Annotated in this window: 17 protein-coding genes; 8 read left to right on the forward strand and 9 right to left on the reverse strand. The window is 46.4% G+C overall.

Annotation, left to right across the window (positions count from 1 at the left end; all coding sequences use genetic code 11):
- Positions 1-14 precede the first annotated feature (14 nt).
- Positions 15-2,882, reverse strand: coding sequence for a PVC-type heme-binding CxxCH protein (locus FEM33_RS10545; RefSeq protein WP_139012028.1), 2,868 nt, complete (start codon positions 2,880-2,882; stop codon positions 15-17).
- 231 nt (positions 2,883-3,113) lie between these two features.
- Between FEM33_RS10545 and FEM33_RS10550 the strand changes: the two genes are divergently transcribed.
- Positions 3,114-3,365, forward strand: coding sequence for a hypothetical protein (locus tag FEM33_RS10550; protein ID WP_139012029.1), 252 nt, complete (start codon positions 3,114-3,116; stop codon positions 3,363-3,365).
- A 123-nt stretch (positions 3,366-3,488) separates the two neighbouring features.
- Positions 3,489-3,884, forward strand: coding sequence for a response regulator (locus FEM33_RS10555; protein ID WP_139012030.1), 396 nt, complete (start codon positions 3,489-3,491; stop codon positions 3,882-3,884).
- A gap of 69 nt (positions 3,885-3,953) precedes the next feature.
- On the opposite strand, the gene FEM33_RS10560 is transcribed toward FEM33_RS10555, so the two are convergent.
- Both FEM33_RS10560 and cphA read right to left on the reverse strand, forming a co-directional pair.
- Positions 3,954-4,811, reverse strand: coding sequence for a cyanophycinase (locus FEM33_RS10560; RefSeq protein WP_139012031.1), 858 nt, complete (start codon positions 4,809-4,811; stop codon positions 3,954-3,956).
- A gap of 3 nt (positions 4,812-4,814) precedes the next feature.
- Positions 4,815-7,463, reverse strand: coding sequence for a cyanophycin synthetase (gene cphA / locus FEM33_RS10565; RefSeq protein WP_139012032.1), 2,649 nt, complete (start codon positions 7,461-7,463; stop codon positions 4,815-4,817).
- A gap of 411 nt (positions 7,464-7,874) precedes the next feature.
- Here cphA and FEM33_RS10570 point away from each other — a divergent pair, with 411 nt between their 5' ends.
- From FEM33_RS10570 to FEM33_RS10585, 4 genes are all read left to right on the forward strand, one after another.
- Complete coding sequence (locus FEM33_RS10570; RefSeq protein WP_139012033.1) at positions 7,875-8,774, forward strand: isoaspartyl peptidase/L-asparaginase family protein; 900 nt, start codon at positions 7,875-7,877, stop codon at positions 8,772-8,774.
- A gap of 557 nt (positions 8,775-9,331) precedes the next feature.
- Entirely contained in the window at positions 9,332-10,363 is a 1,032-nt protein-coding gene (locus FEM33_RS10575) for a chemotaxis protein CheB (protein WP_139012034.1), read from the forward strand.
- Positions 10,364-10,569: 206 nt separating this feature from the next.
- On the forward strand, positions 10,570-11,151 hold the full coding sequence (locus FEM33_RS10580; protein ID WP_310588822.1) for an HPP family protein: 582 nt from the start codon (positions 10,570-10,572) through the stop codon (positions 11,149-11,151).
- Positions 11,152-11,482: 331 nt separating this feature from the next.
- The gene (locus tag FEM33_RS10585) at positions 11,483-11,812 is read left to right on the forward strand and encodes a hypothetical protein (protein WP_139012035.1); all 330 of its coding nucleotides are present in this window, start codon (positions 11,483-11,485) and stop codon (positions 11,810-11,812) included.
- A 47-nt stretch (positions 11,813-11,859) separates the two neighbouring features.
- Here the strand turns inward: FEM33_RS10585 and FEM33_RS10590 are convergent, their stop codons facing one another.
- Complete coding sequence (locus FEM33_RS10590) at positions 11,860-12,261, reverse strand: response regulator (protein WP_139012036.1); 402 nt, start codon at positions 12,259-12,261, stop codon at positions 11,860-11,862.
- A 150-nt stretch (positions 12,262-12,411) separates the two neighbouring features.
- Between FEM33_RS10590 and FEM33_RS10595 the strand changes: the two genes are divergently transcribed.
- Positions 12,412-13,494: a GAF domain-containing protein gene (locus tag FEM33_RS10595; RefSeq protein ID WP_139012037.1), complete on the forward strand. Its 1,083-nt coding sequence runs from the start codon at positions 12,412-12,414 to the stop codon at positions 13,492-13,494.
- Positions 13,495-13,672: 178 nt separating this feature from the next.
- Here FEM33_RS10595 and FEM33_RS10600 read toward each other — a convergent pair whose 3' ends face one another.
- Both FEM33_RS10600 and FEM33_RS10605 read right to left on the reverse strand, forming a co-directional pair.
- Positions 13,673-14,083 (reverse strand): hypothetical protein, encoded by a 411-nt coding sequence (locus FEM33_RS10600; protein WP_139012038.1) that lies wholly within the window; start codon positions 14,081-14,083, stop codon positions 13,673-13,675.
- 1,104 nt (positions 14,084-15,187) lie between these two features.
- Positions 15,188-16,225, reverse strand: coding sequence for an alpha/beta fold hydrolase (locus FEM33_RS10605; protein ID WP_139012039.1), 1,038 nt, complete (start codon positions 16,223-16,225; stop codon positions 15,188-15,190).
- A 123-nt stretch (positions 16,226-16,348) separates the two neighbouring features.
- Between FEM33_RS10605 and FEM33_RS10610 the strand changes: the two genes are divergently transcribed.
- Positions 16,349-17,452 carry an SDR family NAD(P)-dependent oxidoreductase gene (locus FEM33_RS10610; protein ID WP_229214192.1) on the forward strand — a complete coding sequence of 368 codons (1,104 nt, stop codon included), beginning with the start codon at positions 16,349-16,351 and terminating at the stop codon, positions 17,450-17,452.
- Between the two features lie 146 nt (positions 17,453-17,598).
- Here the strand turns inward: FEM33_RS10610 and FEM33_RS10615 are convergent, their stop codons facing one another.
- From FEM33_RS10615 to FEM33_RS10625, 3 genes are all read right to left on the reverse strand, one after another.
- The gene (locus tag FEM33_RS10615) at positions 17,599-18,765 is read right to left on the reverse strand and encodes a glycan-binding surface protein (protein ID WP_139012040.1); all 1,167 of its coding nucleotides are present in this window, start codon (positions 18,763-18,765) and stop codon (positions 17,599-17,601) included.
- Between the two features lie 17 nt (positions 18,766-18,782).
- Positions 18,783-20,408 carry a RagB/SusD family nutrient uptake outer membrane protein gene (locus FEM33_RS10620; RefSeq protein WP_139012041.1) on the reverse strand — a complete coding sequence of 542 codons (1,626 nt, stop codon included), beginning with the start codon at positions 20,406-20,408 and terminating at the stop codon, positions 18,783-18,785.
- Between the two features lie 83 nt (positions 20,409-20,491).
- Positions 20,492-23,656, reverse strand: coding sequence for a SusC/RagA family TonB-linked outer membrane protein (locus tag FEM33_RS10625; protein ID WP_161597097.1), 3,165 nt, complete (start codon positions 23,654-23,656; stop codon positions 20,492-20,494).
- Positions 23,657-24,155 lie beyond the last annotated feature (499 nt).

Below are 24,155 nucleotides of genomic sequence, written 5' to 3' on the forward strand. Positions count from 1 at the left end.
CTGAATTCAAATTTTTACTTTTCCAGCACTTTCCCGATCAGCATCCGGCTCTCATGATTTTCATGCGAATCCGATTTTCCGAGACGTTCGTTTAATTCTTTCAATGCTTTTCTGGAATCCTCGGTTCCCAGCGCAGCCACACGCTGAATGGTGTAAGGCAGGAATTTGGGGAACTTTGATTTTTCGGCCATTTGCATAAACCTTTTCATATCCAGCGCAGCAAGCGGTTCGGCCGCATACCATACCATCAGCGGCAAATTGTGGTCGTCCTTATCCTGCGCTTTCTGAACGAGTTCATTCATGACGTCCCAACGCTGGCCGGGTTCGAGGCGGAGCATGGCCGAAGTCAGATACAGTCTTACCAGAGCGGAACTGTCGCCTTGTGCCAGTGCCGTAAAGCGTTTCAATGTTTCGGGTGACACTTTTTTGCTTTCCGCCAGCAACTGAATGGCCCAGCTGCGAACGTACTCATTCTCGTGCGCAAGCAAGTCTGTCAGTTCCTTTTCGGTAAACCCTTTGGTTACATGCAGGGTCCACATGGCGCGGAGTTTCCGGGTAACGTCCGGATTGTTTGCCAGCATTTCCTTCAATGCCCTGTGTACTTTTTTGTTCGGGCCGCGTTCCTGCAAAATGGTCCTGGCCTGCCTTACGTACCAGTCATTGTTGTTGAGCTGATAATTAACTAATTCCATATCGGAGGCTTTCGTCAGGTCCACCTGCACCCATTTGTCATTTTCGTGGGTAATTTTGAAAATCCGGCCCATGGTTTTGTTGTGAACGTCCGGGTTCGGGCTGTGACACTGGTTTTTATCATACCAGTCGATGGCGTAAACCGAACCGCTCGGATCGTACTTCATATTCAGCCATTGCGACCAGGAATCGTTCATCGCCAGGAAATCGTTTTTGTGCGTAGCCGCATAACCCGAGCCGGCGCGTTCAAAATGATCAATATTCAGCCGGGCGCCGTTGATGTTGTTCATGAATATTTCATTGCGGTATTCTTTCGGCCACGTATCGCCGCCCAGATAAATCATCGCGCCGGCATGTGCGTGGCCGCCGCCGGCGGAAGCCGAGCGGAAGTTGCCGGCATGCGGGCCGCGCTCCCCTACCCAGTGCACATGGTCTGCAATGGTTTTGATATCGTCAAAGGTATACGGATTGAAATGCTCGCCGGCCTGCCGCTGGTAACGTGCACCCTGAATGACATGATACATATGCGGGATCACGCAAACCGTTATAAAAGGATGTCCGTAATCATTGAAATCAATTCCCCACGGATTGCTCGAACCTTCTGCAAATACCTCAAATTGCTGTGTAACCGGATGAAAACGCCATACACCCGCATTGATCTTCGTCCGTTGCGCGTCGGTTGCGCCAGGTTTGCCTACGTTGGAATGGGTAAAAACGCCGTGTGTTCCGTAAAGCCAGCCGTCCGGGCCCCATCGTAAATTATTGAGCACTTCATGCGTATCGTCCAGCCCCCAGCCGTCGAGCAGCTTTTGTACCGGCCCGGCAGGTTTGTCGTTTTTGGCATCCATCGGGATAAACAGAAGATACGGCGCCGCGCCAAGCCATACGCCGCCCATTCCGACTTCAATGCCGCTGACGAGATTAAGCCCTTCGGCAAAAACTTTCCTTTTATCCAGCGTTCCGTCTCCGTTGGTATCCTCAAAAATCAGGATGCGGTCTTTTCCCTGGCCTTCCGGCGCACGTACCGGATACGTATGTCCTTCCACAACCCAGAGCCTGCCACGCGCATCGGTTGTAAAACTGATCGGACGGATAATTTCCGGTTCGGCGGCGGCAAGTATGATTTTAAAACCTTTCGGCAAGGTCATCACTTTGGCGGCTTCGGTGCCCGAAAGCCCGGCATGCAGAACGGGATCAAGCGGCGGAAGTATAATAATATCTTTCTGTTTCAGCTCATTGGGAAAATCCGGACGACTTGGATAAAACATAAAATCATCAAAATTGATATGCGCCCATTTGTCGTTCGGAATGTACGGAATCTGTGAAATACCCGTTTCGTTGTCAATGATACGAATGAAAATTTCCTTGTTCAGATAAGGCTGCAGATCCACAACGGCGGGCTGAAGCGTCGCGCGTCCCTGTCCGGTAATATGGAAAATCACGCTGTCGGAACCTGCCAGCACCAATTCTACGCGCGTGTCCTGCAGCGCACCGCCCGAAACCCTGAAAGCTGCAAACGGCTGCGTTACTTTAAAAGGTACGGAAGTCAGCGTTCCTGTCAGTTTATAATGGGTTGTGCCGCCGCTGCTGATGAAATGCTTTCCTTCCAAACCGATGTGCATTTCTTTTTCATGAACAGGCGACGGATCGGCCGAAAAAACGGGATTGACAAAAGCATCGCCCGTTGCCGTCCAGTCTTTCAGTGTTCCCTGTTCAAAGTTCAGGTTCAGCGGCTGACCGTTTTTCTCGGGTAATTTGCCTGCAATGGTTGCATTGGAAATCGCGCCTTCCACAACCTCAAAATTTCCCACCATTCCGGCAGCACGGTGGCCCGGCACGGAACAAAAGTACGTATCGCTCTGATCCGCCCTGAAAATGATGCTTGTGCTCGCACCTTTTTCCATGATGGTCTTGCTTTTGATCCCCATTTTTTCCAGCGAAATATCATGCGTCATGAGCTCGCCATTGGTGATTTTGATTCTTACGCGGTCGCCTTTGTTGGCGCGGAGTACCGGATTACGGGAACCGTCTTTGGCAAAATAACCCAGCATGGTAGCTTCCAGCGCATAATCGCGGTCAAAACGGCTTGTATCCGCAACGCCGGGACTATTGCTTTGCTGCGCCCGGATGCAGTTTCCGGGATTTATAAAAAGTAGAACAAGTATGAAGACAGAATGTCGAAAAAGGCTCATGATTTGCGGATTTTCATGTTAACAATGTGCATATAAACTAGCAAAGAAAAAATGGCAATCATTTTACTATACCAATTTACCAACGGTATTTAAAGCAACTTCGGCCCGTCGGATTTTATTATGCGGTCTGCTGCAAATGCAACGGACAATCCAGTTTTTGCCTTAAAGTATTTTTCAGAAAATCCCGGAAAAGCATTTTATGTTTAGATTTATGCTTTTCAGACAAAAACCATGGACAAAAATACACTTAAGGAAAAATACCGGCTTATGCTGGAATGGCACCAGTACAGACTGGAACAAAATCAGGAATCGCTGAACCGGCTGACGGAACTCTTGCCTAAACTCGATCATGAGCCGGACGAGGATGCTGTATACCGTGCAGATTATGAAGAACTTCTTTCACTCAAACTCATTTATGAAACAAGTCTGAGAAATTTTGAAGGCAAAACAGCCAAATACGAGCAGTTATTGTCCGAGCTGTAAAATGGTTGTAAAATGACTTTTATCAACGGCATCAGGCCATTCTGCAAATGCATTTGCTCACTGCTTATCTGATTTAAATACATACCTTAGCCAATCCATGAAAGATAAATTTTCTTACTGTAAATGAATTTACTGAAAACGGTTTTTCTGTGCGATGACGATCCGGATGACCGGTTTCTGATATCCAATGCATTAATGGAAGTAGCGCCGGAAATCAGTATCGTAGAAGCGGAAGACGGGCAGCAACTGCTTGATGTAATCAAAAATTACGGGCAAAGTACGTCGCTTTTTCTGCTCGATATGAACATGCCGCGTATGAACGGACTTGAAACCATCGCACAAATCAGGGCAACACCGGGTTTGTCGGACATTCCCGCCATTATGTTTTCAACGTCTTCGGATACGCAGCTGATCAAACGTGCCATTTCAGCAGGCGTGAATCATTACATCCGCAAACCCGACACTTTTGAAGGTTTCATTGAAATGGCGCAGTTTGTCAGGCGCAGTTATTTGCTGTGATGAACCGGTGTCAGCGTTTGTCCGGCCGGAAAGAAAACAGGCATCCTGTTAGCCTTCCGGCCGGAAGCTTTATTTATCCTCGATCAGCAAAAACTTTCTGTCTTTCAGCGAATATCCGGCACCTTTGGCCAGAATATGCATGTGCATGCCTTCCACATAAACCGGCTGCAGTTTCTTTGCTTTTTTGAAGTTGGTCTCTTTGATTTTATCGGCTTCCAGCAGCAACACGACACCGGAACCGATGGTGCGCATTATTCCGCCCTGTTCAATGACAAGGCCTGTGTCCTCACAGATGCCCAGTGCAATGAAACCCGGATTGGCAAGCAAGGCTTCGGAAAGTCTTGAAAAACGTCCGCGGCTCATAAAATGCGTATCGATAATGGTGTCCGGCAGCAGTGAAAAACCTCTTTCCAGCTCAACGATCCCTTTCAGCAGCGATTCTTCATCCGAGCCTTCTTTGATGGTCGTTGCCGACATGGCCATGGCACCGGCACTTGTTCCTGCAATTACAAAATCCTCATTCACATAACGTTCCCGAAGCAGGTCCATAAATTTCGAATCGCAGATCTTATCAGTCAGCCTTGTCTGGTCGCCGCCGGTAAAAAACACACCGTCCGCCGCAGCCAGTGTTTCCAGGCTTTTCTGGCTGTTCACATTTCGACCGTCGAGATGCAGTACATGCACCTGACTGCACCCCAGTTCATTGAACGCCCTGATGTACATTTCTCCCATTTCATCCGGTATTTGTGAAGCCGTAGTAATTACGACGATCCTGGAATCCGGGCCTTTCATTTCCATTAAAACCTGCTGTAACACGCCATTACTATTGAATTCTATCTGGCGCGAACTTTCCGAATCATTCCGGTCCGGCGTACTTCTTGCTTCTTTCCCTCCGATCGGGATCAGCTTACCTTTTGGCACTATCATATACTAAATGAAATCTGTTGCTAATTGTTCATAATTTACGGTCTGATCTTCAAGCTCCTTAAATCCGCGGACCAGCGAAATGGAATTTCTCACCTTGTCCGTCATGAGCACGATCAACTGGCCCGGCTTGAAATGGCGTATTGCGAAGTTGATGGCCTGAAGTTCGTCTTTGATAATTTTTATCTTACAAATGGGATTCACCCTTTTTATTCCCTTTTTAATCAGATTGATCATATCCTGGTGTCTTCGGCCGCGCAGGTCTTCGTCCAGCCGGATGATAATTTCATCAAATATGCCTGCTGCCACTTTTCCCATTTCCTCAATATCCTCATCCCTTCTGTCGCCGACACCGGTTATGATCCCAAGTTTGCTTGTCGCCGGCAACGTTTCGATATACTGGCCAAGCGCGCTCATTCCATGCGGGTTATGCGCATAATCGATCATAAAATCAAAATCACGGAAATGGAAATGGTTCAGCCGTCCGGGCGTACTGTCGTCCGATATGCGGAAAGTACGCAGACCCTCTGCTATCGAATTCACATCCACATGCTCCACATACGCAGCCAGAACAGCACCCAGAATGTTTTCAATCATAAAATGGCATTTGCCGCCGAATGTAGCAGGCACCCTTTCGACGGACTCCACATCAATAATTTCATTCCCGTCAATGATTTTAATTTTTTCATTATCATAAACACACGCCAGTCCGCCGTTCCGGGTATGTTCAAAAATTCGTTCATTATCGGGATCCATACTGAACAAGGCTGTTTTGCATTTCAGGCGTTCCCTGATTCCATAGCTCGGGTCATTGTCGGCATTCAGAATGGCATATCCGTCTTTTTTTACTGCTTCTGCAATAACGGCTTTTACATTGGTCATCTGCTCCAGTGTATGTATGTCGTTAAGGCCCAGATGATCCGCTGCAACGTTCGTGACAATGCCGACATTACATTTGTCAAATGCCAGGCCGGACCGGAGCAATCCGCCCCGTGCAGTTTCGAGTACGGCCACGTCAACGGTCGGGTCTCTTAAAATCATCTTGGCACTTTCCGGGCCGGTGCAGTCTCCGGTTTCAATCAGTTGCCCGTCCACATAAATTCCGTCCGTAGTCGTATAACCCACACAAGCGCCGGTCTGTCGGAAAAGATGTGCAACAATCCGGCTGGTTGTGGTTTTCCCGTTCGTTCCGGTAACGGCAATAATCGGGATACGTGCGCTGGCCGGTTCCGGGAACAGCATATCTGCAACGTGCTGACCCACATTACGCGCTTTTCCCGAAGAGGGAAATAAATGCATCCTGAAACCCGGACTTGCATTCACTTCCACGACTGCCGCGCCGGATGCCGCCACAGGTTGGTTGATATCTTTTGCAATCAGATCGATTCCGCAGATATCCAGCCCTACGATCTTCGCTATACGTTCTGCCATCCGCGCCAGGTCCGGATGCAGTTCATCGGTAACATCTTCCGAAGTCCCTCCTTTGCTCAGGTTTGCAGCGGTGGAGATCATCACCTGTTTTCCAGGCAGCGGAACCGAATCCAGTGACAATCCCTGGCTGTTCAGATGTGAACGGACGGCATTGTCAACGACTATTCTGGTCAGTATATTCTGGTGGCCATCGCCTCTTCTCGGATCCGAATTTACGATATTGATCAGTTCACGGATCGTGGATTCGCCATCGCCGGTTACGCAGGCCGGCGTGCGCCGCGCAGCGGCAACGAGTTTTCCGTCAACAACAAGCAGCCGGTAGTCCATTCCTTCAATATATTCTTCCACGATCACATCATCCGAATAGGCCTTTGCCCTTGCAAATGCGTTTACAGCAGCTTCGGTACTGGTGATATTGGTTGTAACGCCTTTTCCCTGATTTCCATCCAGCGGCTTGATGACCAGCGGGAATTTAAGTTCACTTAAGGCAGCCATCAGCTCGTGTTCGGCGGCAATTACCTCTCCTGCCGGAACACGTATGCCGGCCAGGGAAAGAACTTGTTTGGTCCTGTTTTTATCGCCCGCAATTTCCACAGCGATATTGCTCGTCAAGCTTGTGGTCGTAGCTTCTATCCGCTTTTGCAGGGAACCGTAGCCAAGCTGTACATAGCTGTCGTCATTCAAACGGAGGTATGGAATGCCTTTCTCCTCGCATGCGCTTACTATAGACTGCGTACTGGGCCCGAGCCTGTCTTCTTCATAAATCGATTTTAATTTTTCAACTGTATTTTCAATGTTGAAAGGCTGCCGGAATGCCAGCGCCAGCGCCAGTGCCACAGCACTTTCCGCTGCGTAAACGCCTGCCCTTTCCTCCCTGTATTCTATCACGACATGATAAACGCCATACGTGCCGGTACCTCTGGTACGACCATAACCGCAATCCATACCTGCGAGCGTCTGCAGTTCCAGCGCGATGTGCTCAATGACATGCCCCATCCAGGTACCGTCTTTTACCCTTTCAAAAAAGCCGCCCGCATGTCCTTCGGAACAGAAGTGATCATACAGACCGGGCAAAGCACTTTTCAATCTATCGTAAAAACCATCTATTTTATTTGTAGGCAACTCCTCAAACTCCTCCAGATCAAGCTTCATGACGACAAGCTTGGTTCGTCGCACCGACCAGACATTCGGTCCACGCAGGCAACGTATTTCAATCACTCTCATACTCTGAAATTTAAATTGTTTTTTACTATTGTGGATTGTATTTTCCTGGCATGCCAATAAAATTTCCGGCGTGTTCTTAATAAGTATGCCAGTGGCCGCCAACCATTTTGGGGCAAATGCGCAGTGCCTGCCACAATCTCGTTTTTACAATGGAAAAAAAGGGCTCAACAAACAGTCATACCTCCATTTCCTGAACTTAAACCCTTAGAGAATAGCTGGTTAAACATAACTCCGTTCCTTCTCCTTACATAAGACCGGAACAGAAAAAACCGGAATGCCATTTCAAGCATATAATTATATTGAGGAAATTTTACACATAAACGCTTCCAAATGCTGCCAGCTGCTTTGCTGGCGAAGTTTTTGTTAGGGTGCGTAGCTTTTCAAATCTGTACCCGTTTTATTAATATTCCTATGTTCACAATTGCCATACACGGCGGAGCCGGATCAGCTACACACGCAAATACATCAGCGCAGCAGGAAGCAGATTACCTGAAAGGACTGGATGAAGCCCTGCATGCAGGATATGAAATTCTGGCAAAAGGCGGAACAGCCTTGGACGCGGTTGAAAGATCAGTGATGGCGCTCGAAGACATTCCGCTTTTCAACGCAGGCAGAGGCGCTGTTTTTACTTCAGATGAAAAACATGAAATGGATGCGGCCGTGATGTGCGGAAAGACGCTGCGGGCCGGGGCCGTTTCGGCTATTTCAAATATTAAAAATCCCGTTCAGCTTGCCCGCACGGTGATGGACAAATCTGAAAATGTGCTTCTGACAGGAATCGGAGCCATTGAATTTGCCAGAAAACATCAACTTCCGTTTGAAGACGACACGTATTACTTTACAGAAAAAAGAAAACAGGAACTGCTGCAAGCAAAGGAACAGTCCAGCGAACTCAATACCGGCAAAGGCACTGTTGGGGCCGTTGCGCTGGATACGTCCGGAAACCTTGCCGTTGCCACCTCGACAGGCGGGCTTACCAATAAAAAATACGGACGTGTAGGCGACAGCCCGATCATAGGCAGCGGAACCTACGCGAACAATCAAACCTGCGCCGTTTCCTGTACCGGCGACGGCGAGTATTTAATGCGGCTGGTGGCAGCCTATGACATTTCCTGTTATATGGAATACAGGCAACTCGGCTTGCAGGAAGCATGTATGGCGCTTATTGACAAACTTACTGCGCTCGGTGGTGAAGGCGGCCTGATCGCTATGGACAAACACGGACATGTTCAGTTGGTTTTTAACTGCGAAAGCATGCTGAGGGCGTGGAAAAACCATCATGGCGAAGGCGAAACAAAAATCTGGCAGTAAGGCTTGGAACTGGCTTTCAGGAGTTCCGGATTTGAACCATTTTACGAACGGGAAAAAGGTAATTTTTCTCCGCCGGATCCATAAAAATCCATGTCCTGACCTTTACAGGCGCATTGGCAAAAACCGGGTGCGGTGCGGTTATGTAGCGGATGTTCCTCATGCGATGACCTGAAACCGCCCTGTGCACAAAGCAATTGAACTATACGTTTGCGCTTCATTTCATTTACGGCGTTTTAAATTCCCCAATTTGTGGCATTACGCTTCTGGCATCACAATTGTAAATGCGGCGCCATTGACTGATGTAATTGTTAATTTGGTATAAGGAGGGTTAATACATAGATGCCGGGCGTAGTGCGCCCGGTTTCTTTTTTATGCTGTGTATGCTTCCATTGTGTTACAAATTAATTACTTACGATCATCACTTAGTTATTTTTGCCGTGGAGTCAATTCTCAATGCCGGTCTGCCTGTTTAGAAAGCTGATAAAATAGCACAAACTGCAAGTATGATGAAATGATTTTTTACTTGTAACATTTTACAGGTAAGTTAACTTATAAACATGCAGATACGGGATATAATAGTAATTGGTGCTTCCAGTGGCGGTGTAATGGCTTTGAAAGAATTGGTAAGCAGTTTACCTCCCGATTTTAAAGGTTCTGTTTTTATTGTTCTGCATATACCGGCGTATTCAGAATCAAGACTTCCCTGGATCCTTGAAAAAGTGGGCAGACTGCAGGCAGTACACCCGAAAGACGGCGATCTTATCGAGCCGGGAAAAATCTATGTCGCTGTGAATGATCATCACCTGATCGTGGAAGAAGGAAAGGTAAGGGTTAAAAGAGGGCCGAAAGAAAACCGGTTCCGGCCTTCCATCGATGCTTTGTTCAGGTCGGCGGCGTATGTATACGGCTCCCGCGTGATCGGCATCATTCTTTCCGGCGTGCTGAATGACGGCGTTTCGGGATTATGGACCATTCAGCAGCAGGGCGGCATGACCATTGTTCAGGCCCCGGAAGATGCCGAGCAGCCGCAATTGCCTGAAAATACACTTGAATACGTCAATGCGGACTATACCATTTCGGCCATGGATATGGGTCCGATCCTTTCCGCACTGGTTAAAGAACCCGCACCGGACCGGAACAAATTTACACCTCAGCAGTTGAAGCAGCTGGAACTGGAAGTGATTATTGCCACCAAAGGAAATGCTTTTGAAATGGGTATCATGGATATGGGAGAATTTACACCCTTTACGTGCCCGCAATGTCACGGAGCACTGGTCAGACTGGTTGAAAACAAACTGATCCGTTTCAGATGTCATACCGGACATGCCTACACGGCCAGTTCATTGCTTGCCGAACTGTCGGAAGTGGTGGAGAGCAAACTGTGGCAAACCATGCGCGGGCTGGAAGAAATGGATATGCTGCTATCCAGCATCGCGGACCAGTATAAGGAACTGGGCAATGCTCAGGCTGCCAAACTCTTCCAAAGCAAAGCCGATGAAAGCGGCAAGCGCGCAAGGCTCATGCATGATCTGGTATTTGAGCAGGAACAATACAGTGAAGATGTACGGCTGAACAAAGAGGACGCTTGATGAACTAACCGGAATTCATTGCAGCAGGTTACAGCATCACCGTCAATGATTCACATTTCACTTCCAGTCCTGTACATTTCACTGCTGCGAAAAAATTCTTTTTCTAAATTTGCTGCGGTTTCCAGCGGCACCGGCGGATAGTCATTCCGGCAGAACTATTCAAAGTCCGTCAGGGTTTTAGTGAAAGATTAACCGGTTTTTAAATTTTGCGAAGACGATTCAGAAAACACATGCGCATGGCGCGTTATGTCGTATACAAGGAAACCCTTATTGATTTCAGGGAACACTTTTGGACCTTCATCGGCTCATTTCTGGGCATTGCGCTTATCGGGTTTATAAATAAAGGCAGTTTCAGTGCAACGGATAACATTTTTCTGATCGGTTCCTTCGGAGCTTCTTCCGTACTGATTTACGGTATCGTCAACAGCCCGCTTGCGCAGCCCCGCAACCTGATCGGAGGACATGTAATCTGCGCATTGATCGGCGTTACGGTACATTATATTATTCCCAACGAGATCTGGCTGTCATCTGCATTTGCGGTTTCCCTCTCGATTGTATTCATGCAGATTACCAAAACATTGCATCCGCCCGGCGGAGCAACGGCATTGATTGCCAATATCGGTTCTGAAAAAATCACAAGCATGGGCTATATGTATGTGCTCAGCCCTGTACTTTCCGGCGCGGTGATCCTGCTGCTCGTAGCCATACTCGTCAATAACCGGGCAGCACACCGGAATTATCCCGCCAACAAAAACTGGTATAAATTCTGGCAACGACGTTACAGGTAACCAAACTTCATCCGTTGCCATTCAGCTGAATCCATCCATAAAATCCATCCATAAAATCCATCCGGTAAAAAACAACAGGTATAAAAGCAACTGCCCGGTAAAACGCCGTCAGGAAATAAACATCCGACAAATCCCGCTCAAAACAATTCAAATTTTACATCTCACATTTTACATCTCACATTCAGCATTTTACAAGAACTCGAATTACTTCCCGGTGAAATGACGATAATGCATGTCAATTAATTAAAGTGTAACATTATATAGTTTTCATAGTGCATTCCATATAATATTGCGTTATCTTACCGTAACATTCAACCTTACCTTCACAACAATGTTTACATCAAACCCCATTGTACAGCGGCACCTGCAGCTGCTGCGGATCCATTGTCAGGAATGGAAATCATTTTTCAGGATGGAAATAAGGGAAAGAAACCGGATGGGCATCCGTCATCAGATGGAAAAAGATCATCTCCGTTCTGTTCACAAAAACTGTTACATTACAGCGGCGATATTGAAGCGGCAAACGGCAGAACTCTGGGAATTCAAGATCAGCTATCAGGAAAAACGAACATTTCTCAGCGACAGGCAAAGCCGTCAGCTTTCTGATTCCCTCGAATTATTACGCAGGTCCGGATTTCAGTTTCAGCAACAAAAAATCTAGCATGAAATAACCAGCTTTGCCTGGTTTCAATTCCGAACGTTCGGAATTCATTCAATGTAAGTTGACGTAAGAATGCTGATCAACTCTTCCCTTGAAATTGGTTTCACGATATACCCGACAAGCTCCTCATACGTTTTTGACATATTTATATCATTACTGTCCGTAGAAGAACTTGCCATGTATATAACCGGAAGATAATGCGCGCTTTGTAGTAACCTGAACTCGTCCAGAAACTGCCATCCGTTCAGCTCGGGCATGTTGATGTCCAGAAATATCAGTTGCGGAAGCTGATCGGTATTTTCAAGGTTACCTTTGATGTATTCAATGGCCTGTATACCATCAGAAAACTGCAGAAGGCTGTAATCATCTAAGACCTTATCAATCATCCTCTTGGTAACATATTGAAATAACGGGTCATCATCAACTATACAGATTATTTGCTTGGCCATTGGAGCGTACTGGAAGAAATAGGTAATCGTTACATGGAAGAATTATACTATCCGTAAACATATGAAAAATTTATATCCTAAATAGAACTACTTCTAAAATCTTTTTCGTTAATTGCCTGACTGGAGTAATCAACAAATGTTAATACCGGAATGCCATCAAGAGAACTAGAACGCTTACAGGCTGTAAACCGGTTTCTTACCCTGGAAATCGACAAGGAAAAAGAACTCAATGATATTGTCCGGATGGCAGCAGAAATATGCGGCACTTCTACAGCACTCATAACACTGCTGGATGATAAAACGCAGTACATCAAATTCAAGGTCGGCTTTGACAAGGAAACGACCCGGAAAAAAGATGCGTTTTGCGCACATGTCATTGAGAACGATGAAGTGATGATGGTTCCGGACGCATTACTGGACGGGCGCTTCGCCAGCAATCCGCTGGTAACCGGCAATCCGAATATCCGCTTTTATGCCGGGGCACCGCTGACAACACAGGACGGGCACAATCTCGGCAGCTTATGCGTGATTGATCCAGCTCCGAAGCTGTTGTCTTCGCTGCAGTTGCAAATGCTGGAAGTGCTCTCCCGGCAGGTTATTCACATCCTCGAATTTGAAATCAGTGTAACGATCCTGAAAAAGCAATACACGGAAGCCAGGAATTCAGAAATCAAGCTCAGGTCATTTTTTGAAAGCTCCAAATCCTGTCACTTGCTGCTTGGCAAAAATTATGAAATACTTGCGTTCAACAAATCGCTGGAAAAGTTTATTCTCAGCACCTTTGACCAAACCATTTCCGAAGGAACAGACATCAGGTCTTTTGTGCACGAAGATCATTTTCAAAGCTTTACTGAAAATTACAAAAACGCGCTGACCGGAATTTCCGCTGTATCCGAAAATTACCTTAGCTATGAGCATACTTCGATCTGGTGGTATATGACGTATGAACCGGCGTATAACCAGGCTGGTGAAATCATCGGCGTGTCATTCAATGCTACGGATATTACCAAAAGGATCAGTCAGGAAAAACTGGTAATCGCCCAGAATGATTCCTTGAAGAAAATTGCCTTTATGCAGTCTCACGAGCTCAGAAGGCCTGTTTCAACGATTATGGGAATTATGGATCTGATTAAAAGTGAGGATTACGTCACCGACAGGGAAGAACTGCAGGTTCTTGAAAAAGCAGTGGAAGAACTGGACGATAAAATCCGCATGATCGTTAATTATACCTGACAAACCAGCACCACATGATGTTTTACCTGCGTCGAGGAGACGGGGCAAAATCAGTTGCCGCTCCGTGACCGTACATTTTAAATCCAGCTAAAAAAGGATTCTGAACTGACATTTCAGAATCCTTTTTGCATGAATACCTTTTCAACACATTCGTATCGGAAGAGTTAACTTTCAGCTGTTAAATATTGGCCGGCCTCTTTTTGGCCTTTATCAATACTTTTGAACCGTCTTTGTTAACATATTCGACGGTAAGGTTGTTGCCTTTTATATAACCGAATTCGCTGCTGCCGTTCAGCATCCGAATTTTGTCATCCGAACTTTCCAGATTCAATTTCCCGGATGTTTCACTCTTCGCACCGGAAATATTGGTAATCAGTGTACAATTCACCGTTCTGATATCAACCATATCCAGACGAAGATTGATGTTAATGTCAGAAGTCGGCAATGCTGAGGATTTATTATTAATGTCAGCATAATTGGCCTGATAAACACCTGCTACTTTCGAAGCCAAATCAGACTTTAAATCTTCATCTTTGGAACAGGAAGTAAATAGAAAATAAGGAAGCAATACAAAAATTAACTTTTTCATTTTTTATAATTTGAGGGAGAAAAACTGAATTAATTAAAACAAAATTAGTAATTCAATTTAATTAACCAAACGTGATTTATTCCTTAATTTTTACATGAATTAAGCCATTTAAATCTGTTTAATTTTATTTATTCAAGCGTAAAAACCTTTTATAAATAAGCATTAAAGTGAACTATAAGTCTGTTATAAATACATCAAAACAGCAACTTAATTTATTTTACAAACAACATTTAAATTCGTTTGACAAATTATTCTTACATTCTTTTTATAGCGGCAAAACAAGCTTTTAAACCGGATTTCAGCACTATAAAAACACGTACAAAATGCTTTCAGACAACATTTTACCCTCATCACCAAAACAGGATAAAAGAAATTGGAATCAATTCACGGCAGAAGCTTTATTTATAATTTCACGTATGCGGATGCTAATTCCATGCTTGTATTTACATTAAACAATTTATCCGTATCCCAAATCAATATTACTTTATTACATTAATCAAAAACTATTTAAATTTGAAAACAAATAAAGTTTTACAAACAATATTATAATTCAATAATCAATCAGCATAGAACAAGTTTTACATAAACTATTTTAGGTACAGCAATCCGGCATGTATAAAAATAAAAAAACCGGATAAAATCCGGCTCTAATCAAAACATCCAAACTAATTAAATCATTTAATAACATCATCTGTTATCCAGCCAATGATGAATCTGTTCTCTAAATACCCAAACAGAAAACGTAATAAAAAATGCGATGGAGATAATGATCTGGATCATATTTTAAATATCGATTTGAAGTAAAAAGATGGATTGATGTATGTGTATTTTATTGCTTGTTTCGCTTTAAATCCGAATTCATAATCTAATTTAATAAATCATATATTTAGTTGAATACACAGCGAATCCACTTCGTGGTATAGCAGCGGATTTTTGTGGTAAACACAGGAATAAATGCAATGATCAAACGACACGTTTACATGCAAAAGCAAGCAGCATTTATCCGAATGCATTCCTGCTTAGCACGTTAAAAGATCCGTCCCTGCTTTTGCTATGGCGGTTTTTCAGCGCAGAAATCCAGAGAGAATTCAGCAGAATGCGATGCTACAAAAAACGATTTCTGTCAGAAAGGATTTCATTGACTACGAGCCTGTTAAACTTGTCGGTTTCTTCAATGAAAGGTGTATGGGCGGAGTTCTCAAACCAGTACCATTGTTTTTCAGGCGCAACAAGGTTATTGAAATATTCCTCTGCGCACGCAAACGGAATCTGGTAATCGTAACGGCCGGTAATGAAACAAACCGGAACCTGCAGTTCCGGAGCAAGCAGATTCAGGTCAATGGCAAGACATTGCTCCCACAATGAAGCTGTTGAATACCAGCTTCCGGCCGTAACCTGCGGAATTCTTAGAAAGGAAGATTTGCCCCAAAGCACATATTCCGGAATCATATTCAGCGCCGACTTTCCGCTGTACATTCCGCCGCCAAACCGGATCAGTAAAGTTCTTTGTATCAGGAGTTCAACAATGTTTCTGTATGGCGGCGGACCGATTTTGTCCAGTATTTTCACGGCAACATACTGCTTTCTTTCAAGAGCCTGGTCCCGTGTATAATGGTAGGAAATATGTTCTCCTTTCAGCCAGTTGCCAACCTGGCCGATGCCAATGTACTTGTGAAATAATCCGGGGCTTGCGTTGCACATGAGCACGCCCAAAGCAGTTCCCCACGAATGACCGAGCAAAATCACCTTGTTCTTTTTAAACTTCTGACACAAAACCCGGGCAAGCTCAACGCCGTCATTCACCAGAAGCGGTACGGTCAGATCAGTTTTATCGAAAAAATGATAGCTCCTGCCCGCTCCGCGCTGATCCCAGTGTACAAGCAGGAAATTTTCATAAAGCGGCTGACAATACCGGGTCAGCATGGGAACCTGCACCACGCCGGGACCTCCGTGAAGAAACAGAATGAGCGGTTCGTGAAGATGGGCTTCGTTGTAGTGGATCCATTGTTCCGCTCCGCCAATCATCAGGCTTTCACTTTTCAGCTTCACGTTTTTGCCTTTGTTAATCATTGCTGATACCATTGAAATACATCCGATCATTTCCGGTTTGGACAGATACAGGCAAAAATCATGCGCTTTCACAACAGCGGTATTCTACCCAGGATTTATCCCGGGAAAATACTCTGAAATTTTGGTACACTTTTTTACTGAGCGGTGTCCTGCAAACTTTCAAAACTTTCATCAACGTTACCGATTTACTTGTATATGCAAAACCTGCGGCTACCTTTCCATTTCTTTTCAAAAGTCATTTCCAGCCTGAACCAAGCGGTGACCAGGCCCGAAAATATCATGATCACAGCTGCGCTGCTTTTGCTGTTAAGCAGTTGCGCGACTAAGCAGCTGAGTAAATCCGGCCAGCGTAAAGTGTCAGGAAAAACGTTCGTAGTAACCGGTGCATCGAGTGGCTTCGGTAAAGGCGTGGCCTTGCAGCTAGGACAATATCAAGCGAATGTAGTACTCGCTGCCCGCCGCGGCGAGTTGCTGGAAGAAGTTGCAGATGAGGTGCGCAAAGCAGGCGGAAAAGCAATCGTGGTTGTTACTGATGTAGCAAAGGCCGAAGACATGCAGCGACTGGCGGACAGTTCGGCAAAAGCGTTCGGGCATGTGGATGTCTGGATCAATAATGCCGGCGTCGGGGCAATCGGGCGCTTTGAAGATATTCCCTCCGAAGAATATTCCCGGCTTGTTGATGTGAACCTGAAAGGGGTTATTTACGGCAGCCAGATGGCGATGAAAATGTTCAAGGCGCAGGGTTATGGAAAGCTGGTCAATGTCGGTTCGGTGGAAAGTGCCACTCCTCTTGCATATCATGCCACGTATGGTTCCACCAAAACCGCGGTGCGCGGTTTGGGAAATGTGCTGCATCAGGAAATCAGGCTGAGCGGCAATAAAAAGAAAATAAAAGTAGTAACCGTGATGCCGTGGGCAGTTGACACGCCTTTCTGGCGGCATGCGGCCAATTACAGCGGACGTACACCGCGCATGGCTGCCATGGACGGACCTTCAAAAGTGGTGAATGCCATTATTTTTTCTTCCCTGCACCGCAAAAGAGAATTGCCGGTTGGCTGGAAAGCGCGGGGTTCCTACATTTCGCACCGCTTGTTCCCTCATCTTACGGAAAGAATATCGGCAAACATTGCACATCGCTCGCAAATCAAAAATGCACCGCCCGCACCGGCAACATCAGGCTCTGTATTCACTCCGATGGAAGCCGGAAAAGAAGTTGACGACGACGTTCGCAAAAGAATGAAAGAGGAAAATAAACAAAGGAAGCGGGGTAAAGGAGAAGGAGGAAGGGAGAAAAGGTAAAATGTGAGAAGTGAGAAAGGGAGAAAGGGAGAAGGGTTAAAAGGAAAAAGGAATGAAAGAAAAGGAGAAAGCAAAAAATGACCACATCATTTCCCTCCTTCCTCCTTTCCTTCTTGCTCCCTTTGCTCCTTCCTCCCAAAAAAAACCTACTTCGCTACAATCCGGAAATTATCCACGCTTGTATTGAAAGAATCGATAACCTTGTCCGGCGTTCCGAAAGAAACTTTCAGGTCGGTGATTTTGGATACATCGGCAATGGTTGCGCCGGATGAACTTTTGAATTCGGCCAGTTCAATTACTGCCGTTTTCCAGCCATTTGTTATGTAACCGGTTGATTGGTATTCTGTTGAATTCCAGGGCTGGAAAGCATAGATATAATCCGTTCCGCCGGCGTTCAGCGTAATTTCGTACCTGCCCGCTTTCCATGCTTCGGCAACGTTATGCTCAAACTTGAAAAGCCGGTCTTCTGCTGCTCCGGCAGGAAGTTTGAATTCATAATAACAGCTTGCCAGCACCCATTTATCGTCATAACCCGTTGCCGGAAGCTTGGTTTGTTTTATTCTTGAATATTTGCCGGAAATCGCGCCGGGATCAGTTGCAGGGATAATCGGGGCAGTTCCGTAACAAACCGTCGAGCCCCATGTCGTCACCGGCACATCGAAGTTCATCATGTAAACGGTTGTATCGTTCAGCTTGAAATTTGTTTTTGCCGTTCCGAATTCTCCTTCCACCGTAATGTAATCAATGGTTCCTGCGGCCGGCATTTTTGCCCTTATTTCCTTTTCCGAAGTACTCAGAATTTCTAGGTTTGCGGCCCCAAGTTTTACATTTTTGATGTTGTAGAAATAATCCCCGTTGATAATAATGGCACCGCCGGGTTTTACAAATTCGGAATACAGTCCGTCGAGGCGCGGCTCAGGCGAAGTCAGGCTGAAATCGTAAGTAGCTTCACCGCCTTTTGTCACCACCCTGATTTTGTTGGAAACGTCTGCTTTCACTGCCTTGGTCGGAGCTTCTGCGGGTATTGCGATCACAATGTTTTGATCACTTCCGAGCGCAGAATTGAACGTAGCTTCAAAGTCATTGAAATACACTTTCAGTACGCTCTGAAGGTTTTGTCCCTGAATGACAATCAGGCTTCCCGGCAGTGCCCCAGTTAAGGAACTGTCAGCAGCGGCCGGGTCCAGCAATCTTACATTATTAATGACCGGAGTTCCGTCCACGTCCTTGTTTTCACAGCTCTGGAAACCCAGCAGCATGCCCAGCGCAACGATTAATCCGATTCCGGCTTTATATACATTTCTTAAATTCATGTCTTTCTTTTTTAGGGTTAGTCAACAAGTTTGCTGAAATCGAATGCGACGGGTTCGCCGTTCAAAGATGGTGCATTTACAATTTCCGCTTCCGGGAACGGCAGGTACAAAGTGGCAGCTGTAAGCGGGTAAAATTCAGCCGGCGAATACGTTACCGTATACTTTTTGGGATTGGTCGTACCCGGAACATAGGACATGGTATAATTTTCCTTGTGCTGCGCTGCCGTGTAGGCAATGGCTTTTGCCGGATTGAAATAGTACCAGCGCACGATTTCGTTCCATGAATTGCCTTCAAAAACGGTTTCAATTCGGCGTTCCTGGAAAATCTGTTCAAAAGTCAGCGAAGTCCGTGCGGGAAGCCCTGCCCTTTTGCGTACCGCGTTCACGTAAGCCAGCGCTTTCGGATCACTTGTTGTGGTGTTGTTGCCCAGAACGGCATCCGCATAAATCAGGTAAACTTCTGCCAGCCGGAGCATGTAAGAATTGATGTTTGCAGCCATAAAACCGCCCAGTCCGCCATTATCTGCAGGCGAGCCAATGATGTACTTCTTGATCGCGGACAAAGCTGCTGGCCTGTTATATTTAAGACCGCCGTTGGCCTTGTTGATTTCCGGGTATACATCGCCGTCAAACATACCGATTGCCTTTCTTCTCAGGGAATCAGCCGGGTTTTCGGTAAAATATTTGACCAGATCCGCCGATATGCCCTGTGCCGCGCCCCAGCCATCGCCGGTGGTGGTAATCGCTGATTCATAGGCAAAATAAGCCTGAAACGAATTGTTGATTCCCCACGGATTGCTCAGCGGCATCCATTGCAGGGCAAAAAGACTTTCCGGGTTGTTTTTTGTGCTGTTGTTGTTGGCACTCATAAAAAGCTCCGCATAAGTTGGTGCCAGCGAAAGGCCGCTGTTTGTAATGACATCCTCTGCATAATATTTCGCACTGTCCAGATCCGACTGGTTGCGTGTTCCGTTCTGATTCAGGCCCGCACGCATCAGATACATTCTCGCAAGCATTCCTTCTGCCGAATATTTGGTCAGACGGCCTTGTACGGCTGTGGCAGGAAGCGTAGCGGCAGCATACCGGAAATCATGAATGATTACTTTCCATACATCCTCAATCCGGTTTCTGACCGGCGCTTCATTGATCTGCGCTACGTTGTCGTAAACAATCGGAACAGCTCCCCAGTTGGCCACAAGGTAATAATAGGCAGTTCCGCGCATAAAGCGGCACTCGCCCAGACCCTGATTTTTCACAGCCGCAGAAGCCGTACTTCCCGAAGCTTCCTTGATGGCCTTGTAAGCATTGTTGCTTTGCGCAATGATTTTGTAAAACGATTTGTAACCCGGAAGCAAAGTACCCGCATCTGTTGAGGCAATCGCATGCTTGACGTAAGCTGTACGGTCATTGGAATTCAGGTTTCCGGCGCGTGCTTCCTGAAAAGCCATGTTGGCCTTGTCATTGAAATCAAACCAGACGATGTTATAAAGCGGCGCTGTTCCGGCCATGATTTCCTCGTCGGTCTTGTAAAAATTACCGGAAGTCAGCGCGTCCACCGGCGGGCGGTCCAGAAAGTCTTCGCTGCATCCCTGCATGAGCATCATCGCTCCTATTGCGGCTATGAGTTTTATCTTGAATTGCATGGAAATGTTTTGGAATTGGTGTTTGTAAGTAGCTTTTGGCGATTAGCTGTCGGCTTTAAGCTTTTGGCTTTTTGTTATTGGTTTTAAAAATCTGCGAGCAGGCCGAAGGAATACATACGGACTGATGGATAGCGGCCAGTATCGATGCCGGCCATGACGGTACCGCCGTAGTTCACCATTCCGATTTCGGGATCATATCCTTTGTATTTGGTAATCGTAAACAGGTTTTGTGCACCGACAGAAGCTTTCAGCCCTCTGATGAAGAAGCTTTTCAGCATCGATTTAGGGAAATTGTAGCTGATCGTGATATTTTTCAGACGTACATAAGTACCGTCCTCGATGAAATTGGTGTTCATACGGCTGTTTCCATTCGGGTCGCCGGGCGCAATTCTCGGAATGTTGTGTCCGGGATTGGTCAGCGTTACCGTTTCGGCATCTCCAAGTGTGTAGCTGCTTGGTCTTGCGTAATCTGCTACGGAAAGCCACTGGTTTCCAAACGTTCCGCCATTTCCCGGGATTTCGGCACGGTAACGCGGGTAATTCAGTACATCATTTTTAAAACTTCCGGTCAGAAATGCATTCAGCTCGAAGTTTTTGTACATCATGTTGTTATTGAAGCCCAGCGTGAATTTCGGCCATGGATTACCGATCACGGTACGGTCTTCCGCATCAATAACGCCATCCCCGTTCAGGTCCTTGAATTTGGTATCGCCTACCCAGGTTCCCGTTGCCGGATTGATCGTCAGTTCACCGTTTGAAGTCTGTATAGCATGATTTTTAATGTCGTTCGCATCCTGGAAAATACCTTCTGCAATATAACCTGTGATCATACTCGCCGGCTGCCCGACTTCGGTTTTGAATCCGACAGAAGTGGCATTCCAGATCGGTGTGATCGGGTTCAGAAGGGATGTTACCTTGTTGCGGTCAATGGATAAGTTAAGACCTGTTTTCCAGTAAAAACCGCCTTTGTCGATGTTGACCGTATTCAAAGTAAAACCGATTCCCTTGTTTCGCATGGAGCCCGCATTGACAGACGGCCAGCTCAGATATCCCGGCGAGTAAGCGATGTCGCCGCCGTAGCTGAACGGATAGGAATTGATCGTGATCAGACTTTTGATACTCTTGATGTAAGCATCCACGATCAACTCGACCCGGTTGCTGAACATATGCAGGTCCATACCGCCGTTGATCACATCGTCTTTTTCCCAGGTCAGGAATTCATTGGCAAAATTGGAAGCAAGAAATCCGGTTCCCCAGCCCGTAGGCACGGTTTGCAGCGTAGAGTAAATCGCATTTCCGCCACTTCCCTGATTCCCGGAACGGCCCACTTCGAAACGGAATTTCAAATCATTGATCTTGCTGACACCTTTCAGGAACTCTTCTTCGGATACTCTCCAGGCAACGGATACGGCCGGAAAATTTCCCCAGCGGCGGCCTTCGCGGAAAGCAGAAGAGCCGTCCATTCTGTATGTTCCCTGCACAATGTAACGGTCTTTGAAGCTGTAATTAAGACGGGCGAAATACGACTCGCGCGAACCTGAGCCTTTGCCGCTGTTGTTGCTTACATTGGAAATTACAGAACCGTCTCCGCCCGAAAGTTCTTCAATCGTGTTGGTAATGAACTTTCTGCGTGTTCCCGTCAGAGATTCGTAGGTATACGACTGCGCTTCATGCCCGACCATCAGATTGACCGCATGCTGGTCTAGTTTGAGATCATACTGCATCCGGCTGTGCAAGCTCCACCATGTATTCGTGTTTACAGAACGAGTTGAAGTGGCTGCATCCTGTGAAACCACATAACCGCCGATCGTGTAAGACGGGTGATAAGAATAATACTTCAGAAACTCCGAGCTTCCGTTGGCTTCTGTATGCCAAGTCAGGTTTTTGGCCAGCTTTACATCTGCATACAAGCTTCCAAGTATAGAAGTACGACGGTTGTAATCGTTGTTGATTTTCGAGATCATCACCGGGTTTGAAAACTGAAATTGCGTCGTAGCCGGCCCGCCCCAGCTTCCGTCCGGGTTTGTTACAGGCACACTCGGGTTCTGGTCGAGTGCCAGCTGAATGATGCCGCCATTGGAAGTATTCACCTTTTCTTCCGTAATACCCACGCTCAGGTTTGCGCCGATTTTAAGCCAGCTGCGTGTCTGATTTTCCAGGTTCAGACGGGAATTGTAACGTTTGAAACCGGAGCCTTCCACAATTCCTTTCTGGTTGAAGTACTCGCCGGACAAATAATAAGTTGACTTTTCCGTACCGCCGCTCAGCCCGAGTGAATATTTCTGTAAAGTTGTCGGACGGAATAAAGCACTCTGCCAGTCGGTTCCGTTTCCGAGCACGGAAGGATCTGCAAATTCCGGATCTGTTGCCGTTCCGCCAATGGCCGCCAGCTCGTTCCGGAACTGCGCATACTGGCTCAGGTTCATCACATCAATGTGCTTCGGCTCCGACTGCAGCGTCAGCAGCGAGTTGAACGAAATTTTGGCTTCGCCTGCCTTTCCTCTTTTTGTCGTGATCATCACTACTCCGTTGGCGCCCACAGCTCCGTAAATGGCCGTTGCTGAAGGTCCCTGCAATACGTTGATTGTTTCGATATCGTCCGGGTTAATGCTAGAAAGAATGTTGGAAAAACCGGTCGGGCGGTTATTGGGATCATCCCTCATATTGTCCGGCTTGATCTGTACGCCGTCAATGACGTACAATGGCTGCGTGGTGCCGGTCAGCGAACTGAGCCCGCGGATCAGAACCGACGGCGCTGCACCCGGCTGGCCCGAGTTCTGCTGAACCATTACGTTGGCAGCACGGCCCTGCAAGCCTTGTTCCAGCGAAGTATTGATCGTTTTGCCAAGATCCTTTCCGGAAACCGTTACCTGCGAACTGGACACGTCCGTTTTTTTCATTTCACCATATCCTACAACCACAACCTCGTTCAGGTTGGCGATGCTTTCTGTCAGTCTGATCTCTATGTTCGTTTTGTTTCCGACAACGGCTTCTTTCGATTCATATCCGATAAAGGAAAAAACAAGCGTGCTGCCCGACGATGCTTCAATGGAAAACTGCCCTTCCGTATTGGTTGTGGTTCCGTTGGAAGTCCCTTTTACGACCACGCTCACGCCCGGGATCCCGTCGTTTCCATTTTCGGACAATACCGAACCGGTTACCGTTTTCCGGGCGTCCTGCTGGGCAAAAAGATTTGCCGAGGCCAGCATCATTCCGAGGAACAAAAGCGGAAGCCAAAGAAATTTCATTAATAAAACAGGGCCTTGTTCCGCCCCTCTTGCTGTGTACACGTTTTCTTGCATGTTGATCTGAGTTTTGAGAAATGCACTTTCAAATAATTCCGGTTTATACATTTCCAATAACAGCGTCCCGACCGCTGCATTTTGGTATAATTCGAATTTATTATTGAACAAATGTGATTGATAAAATGCTATCCGAGGGGGACTAAATGTAAACAGATAGGGATTCAAATGTAAACTGACCTGAAAAAAGGGGATTATTTCCGGATAAAAAGGGTTTTATCCGGCGTATGAAGGGTAAAAAACAGAATTCGGGTATTTAAAACAAATCCGCAGCCAACTAAGAACATTAGTGCTAAAAATTGTACTATTCCGACAAAGCATTCTTCTCAGGATGCAATATTTACTTTGTAAAATCGGATCAAAATACTTGCTCATCAGAAGTTGGTCAGAATTCAGGCCGCCATTTTTATCCGCTTCTCTTACCAAATATGTGTTGTTCCAACCG

The organism is Dyadobacter flavalbus (assembly GCF_006149045.1).
Classification (GTDB): Bacteria; Bacteroidota; Bacteroidia; order Cytophagales; family Spirosomataceae; genus Dyadobacter; species Dyadobacter flavalbus.

Excerpts from the sequence above, each read along its gene's own strand:
- FEM33_RS10545 (WP_139012028.1), bottom strand. The coding sequence starts at position 2,882 with ATGAGCCTTTTTCGACATTCTGTCTTCATACTTGTTCTACTTTTTATA.
- FEM33_RS10550 (WP_139012029.1), top strand. The coding sequence starts at position 3,114 with ATGGACAAAAATACACTTAAGGAAAAATACCGGCTTATGCTGGAATGG.
- FEM33_RS10555 (WP_139012030.1), top strand. The coding sequence starts at position 3,489 with ATGAATTTACTGAAAACGGTTTTTCTGTGCGATGACGATCCGGATGAC.
- FEM33_RS10560 (WP_139012031.1), bottom strand. The coding sequence starts at position 4,811 with ATGATAGTGCCAAAAGGTAAGCTGATCCCGATCGGAGGGAAAGAAGCA.
- cphA (WP_139012032.1), bottom strand. The coding sequence starts at position 7,463 with ATGAGAGTGATTGAAATACGTTGCCTGCGTGGACCGAATGTCTGGTCG.
- FEM33_RS10570 (WP_139012033.1), top strand. The coding sequence starts at position 7,875 with ATGTTCACAATTGCCATACACGGCGGAGCCGGATCAGCTACACACGCA.
- FEM33_RS10575 (WP_139012034.1), top strand. The coding sequence starts at position 9,332 with ATGCAGATACGGGATATAATAGTAATTGGTGCTTCCAGTGGCGGTGTA.
- FEM33_RS10585 (WP_139012035.1), top strand. The coding sequence starts at position 11,483 with ATGTTTACATCAAACCCCATTGTACAGCGGCACCTGCAGCTGCTGCGG.
- FEM33_RS10590 (WP_139012036.1), bottom strand. The coding sequence starts at position 12,261 with ATGGCCAAGCAAATAATCTGTATAGTTGATGATGACCCGTTATTTCAA.
- FEM33_RS10595 (WP_139012037.1), top strand. The coding sequence starts at position 12,412 with ATGCCATCAAGAGAACTAGAACGCTTACAGGCTGTAAACCGGTTTCTT.
- FEM33_RS10600 (WP_139012038.1), bottom strand. The coding sequence starts at position 14,083 with ATGAAAAAGTTAATTTTTGTATTGCTTCCTTATTTTCTATTTACTTCC.
- FEM33_RS10610 (WP_229214192.1), top strand. The coding sequence starts at position 16,349 with ATGCAAAACCTGCGGCTACCTTTCCATTTCTTTTCAAAAGTCATTTCC.
- FEM33_RS10615 (WP_139012040.1), bottom strand. The coding sequence starts at position 18,765 with ATGAATTTAAGAAATGTATATAAAGCCGGAATCGGATTAATCGTTGCG.
- FEM33_RS10620 (WP_139012041.1), bottom strand. The coding sequence starts at position 20,408 with ATGCAATTCAAGATAAAACTCATAGCCGCAATAGGAGCGATGATGCTC.
- FEM33_RS10625 (WP_161597097.1), bottom strand. The coding sequence starts at position 23,656 with ATGAAATTTCTTTGGCTTCCGCTTTTGTTCCTCGGAATGATGCTGGCC.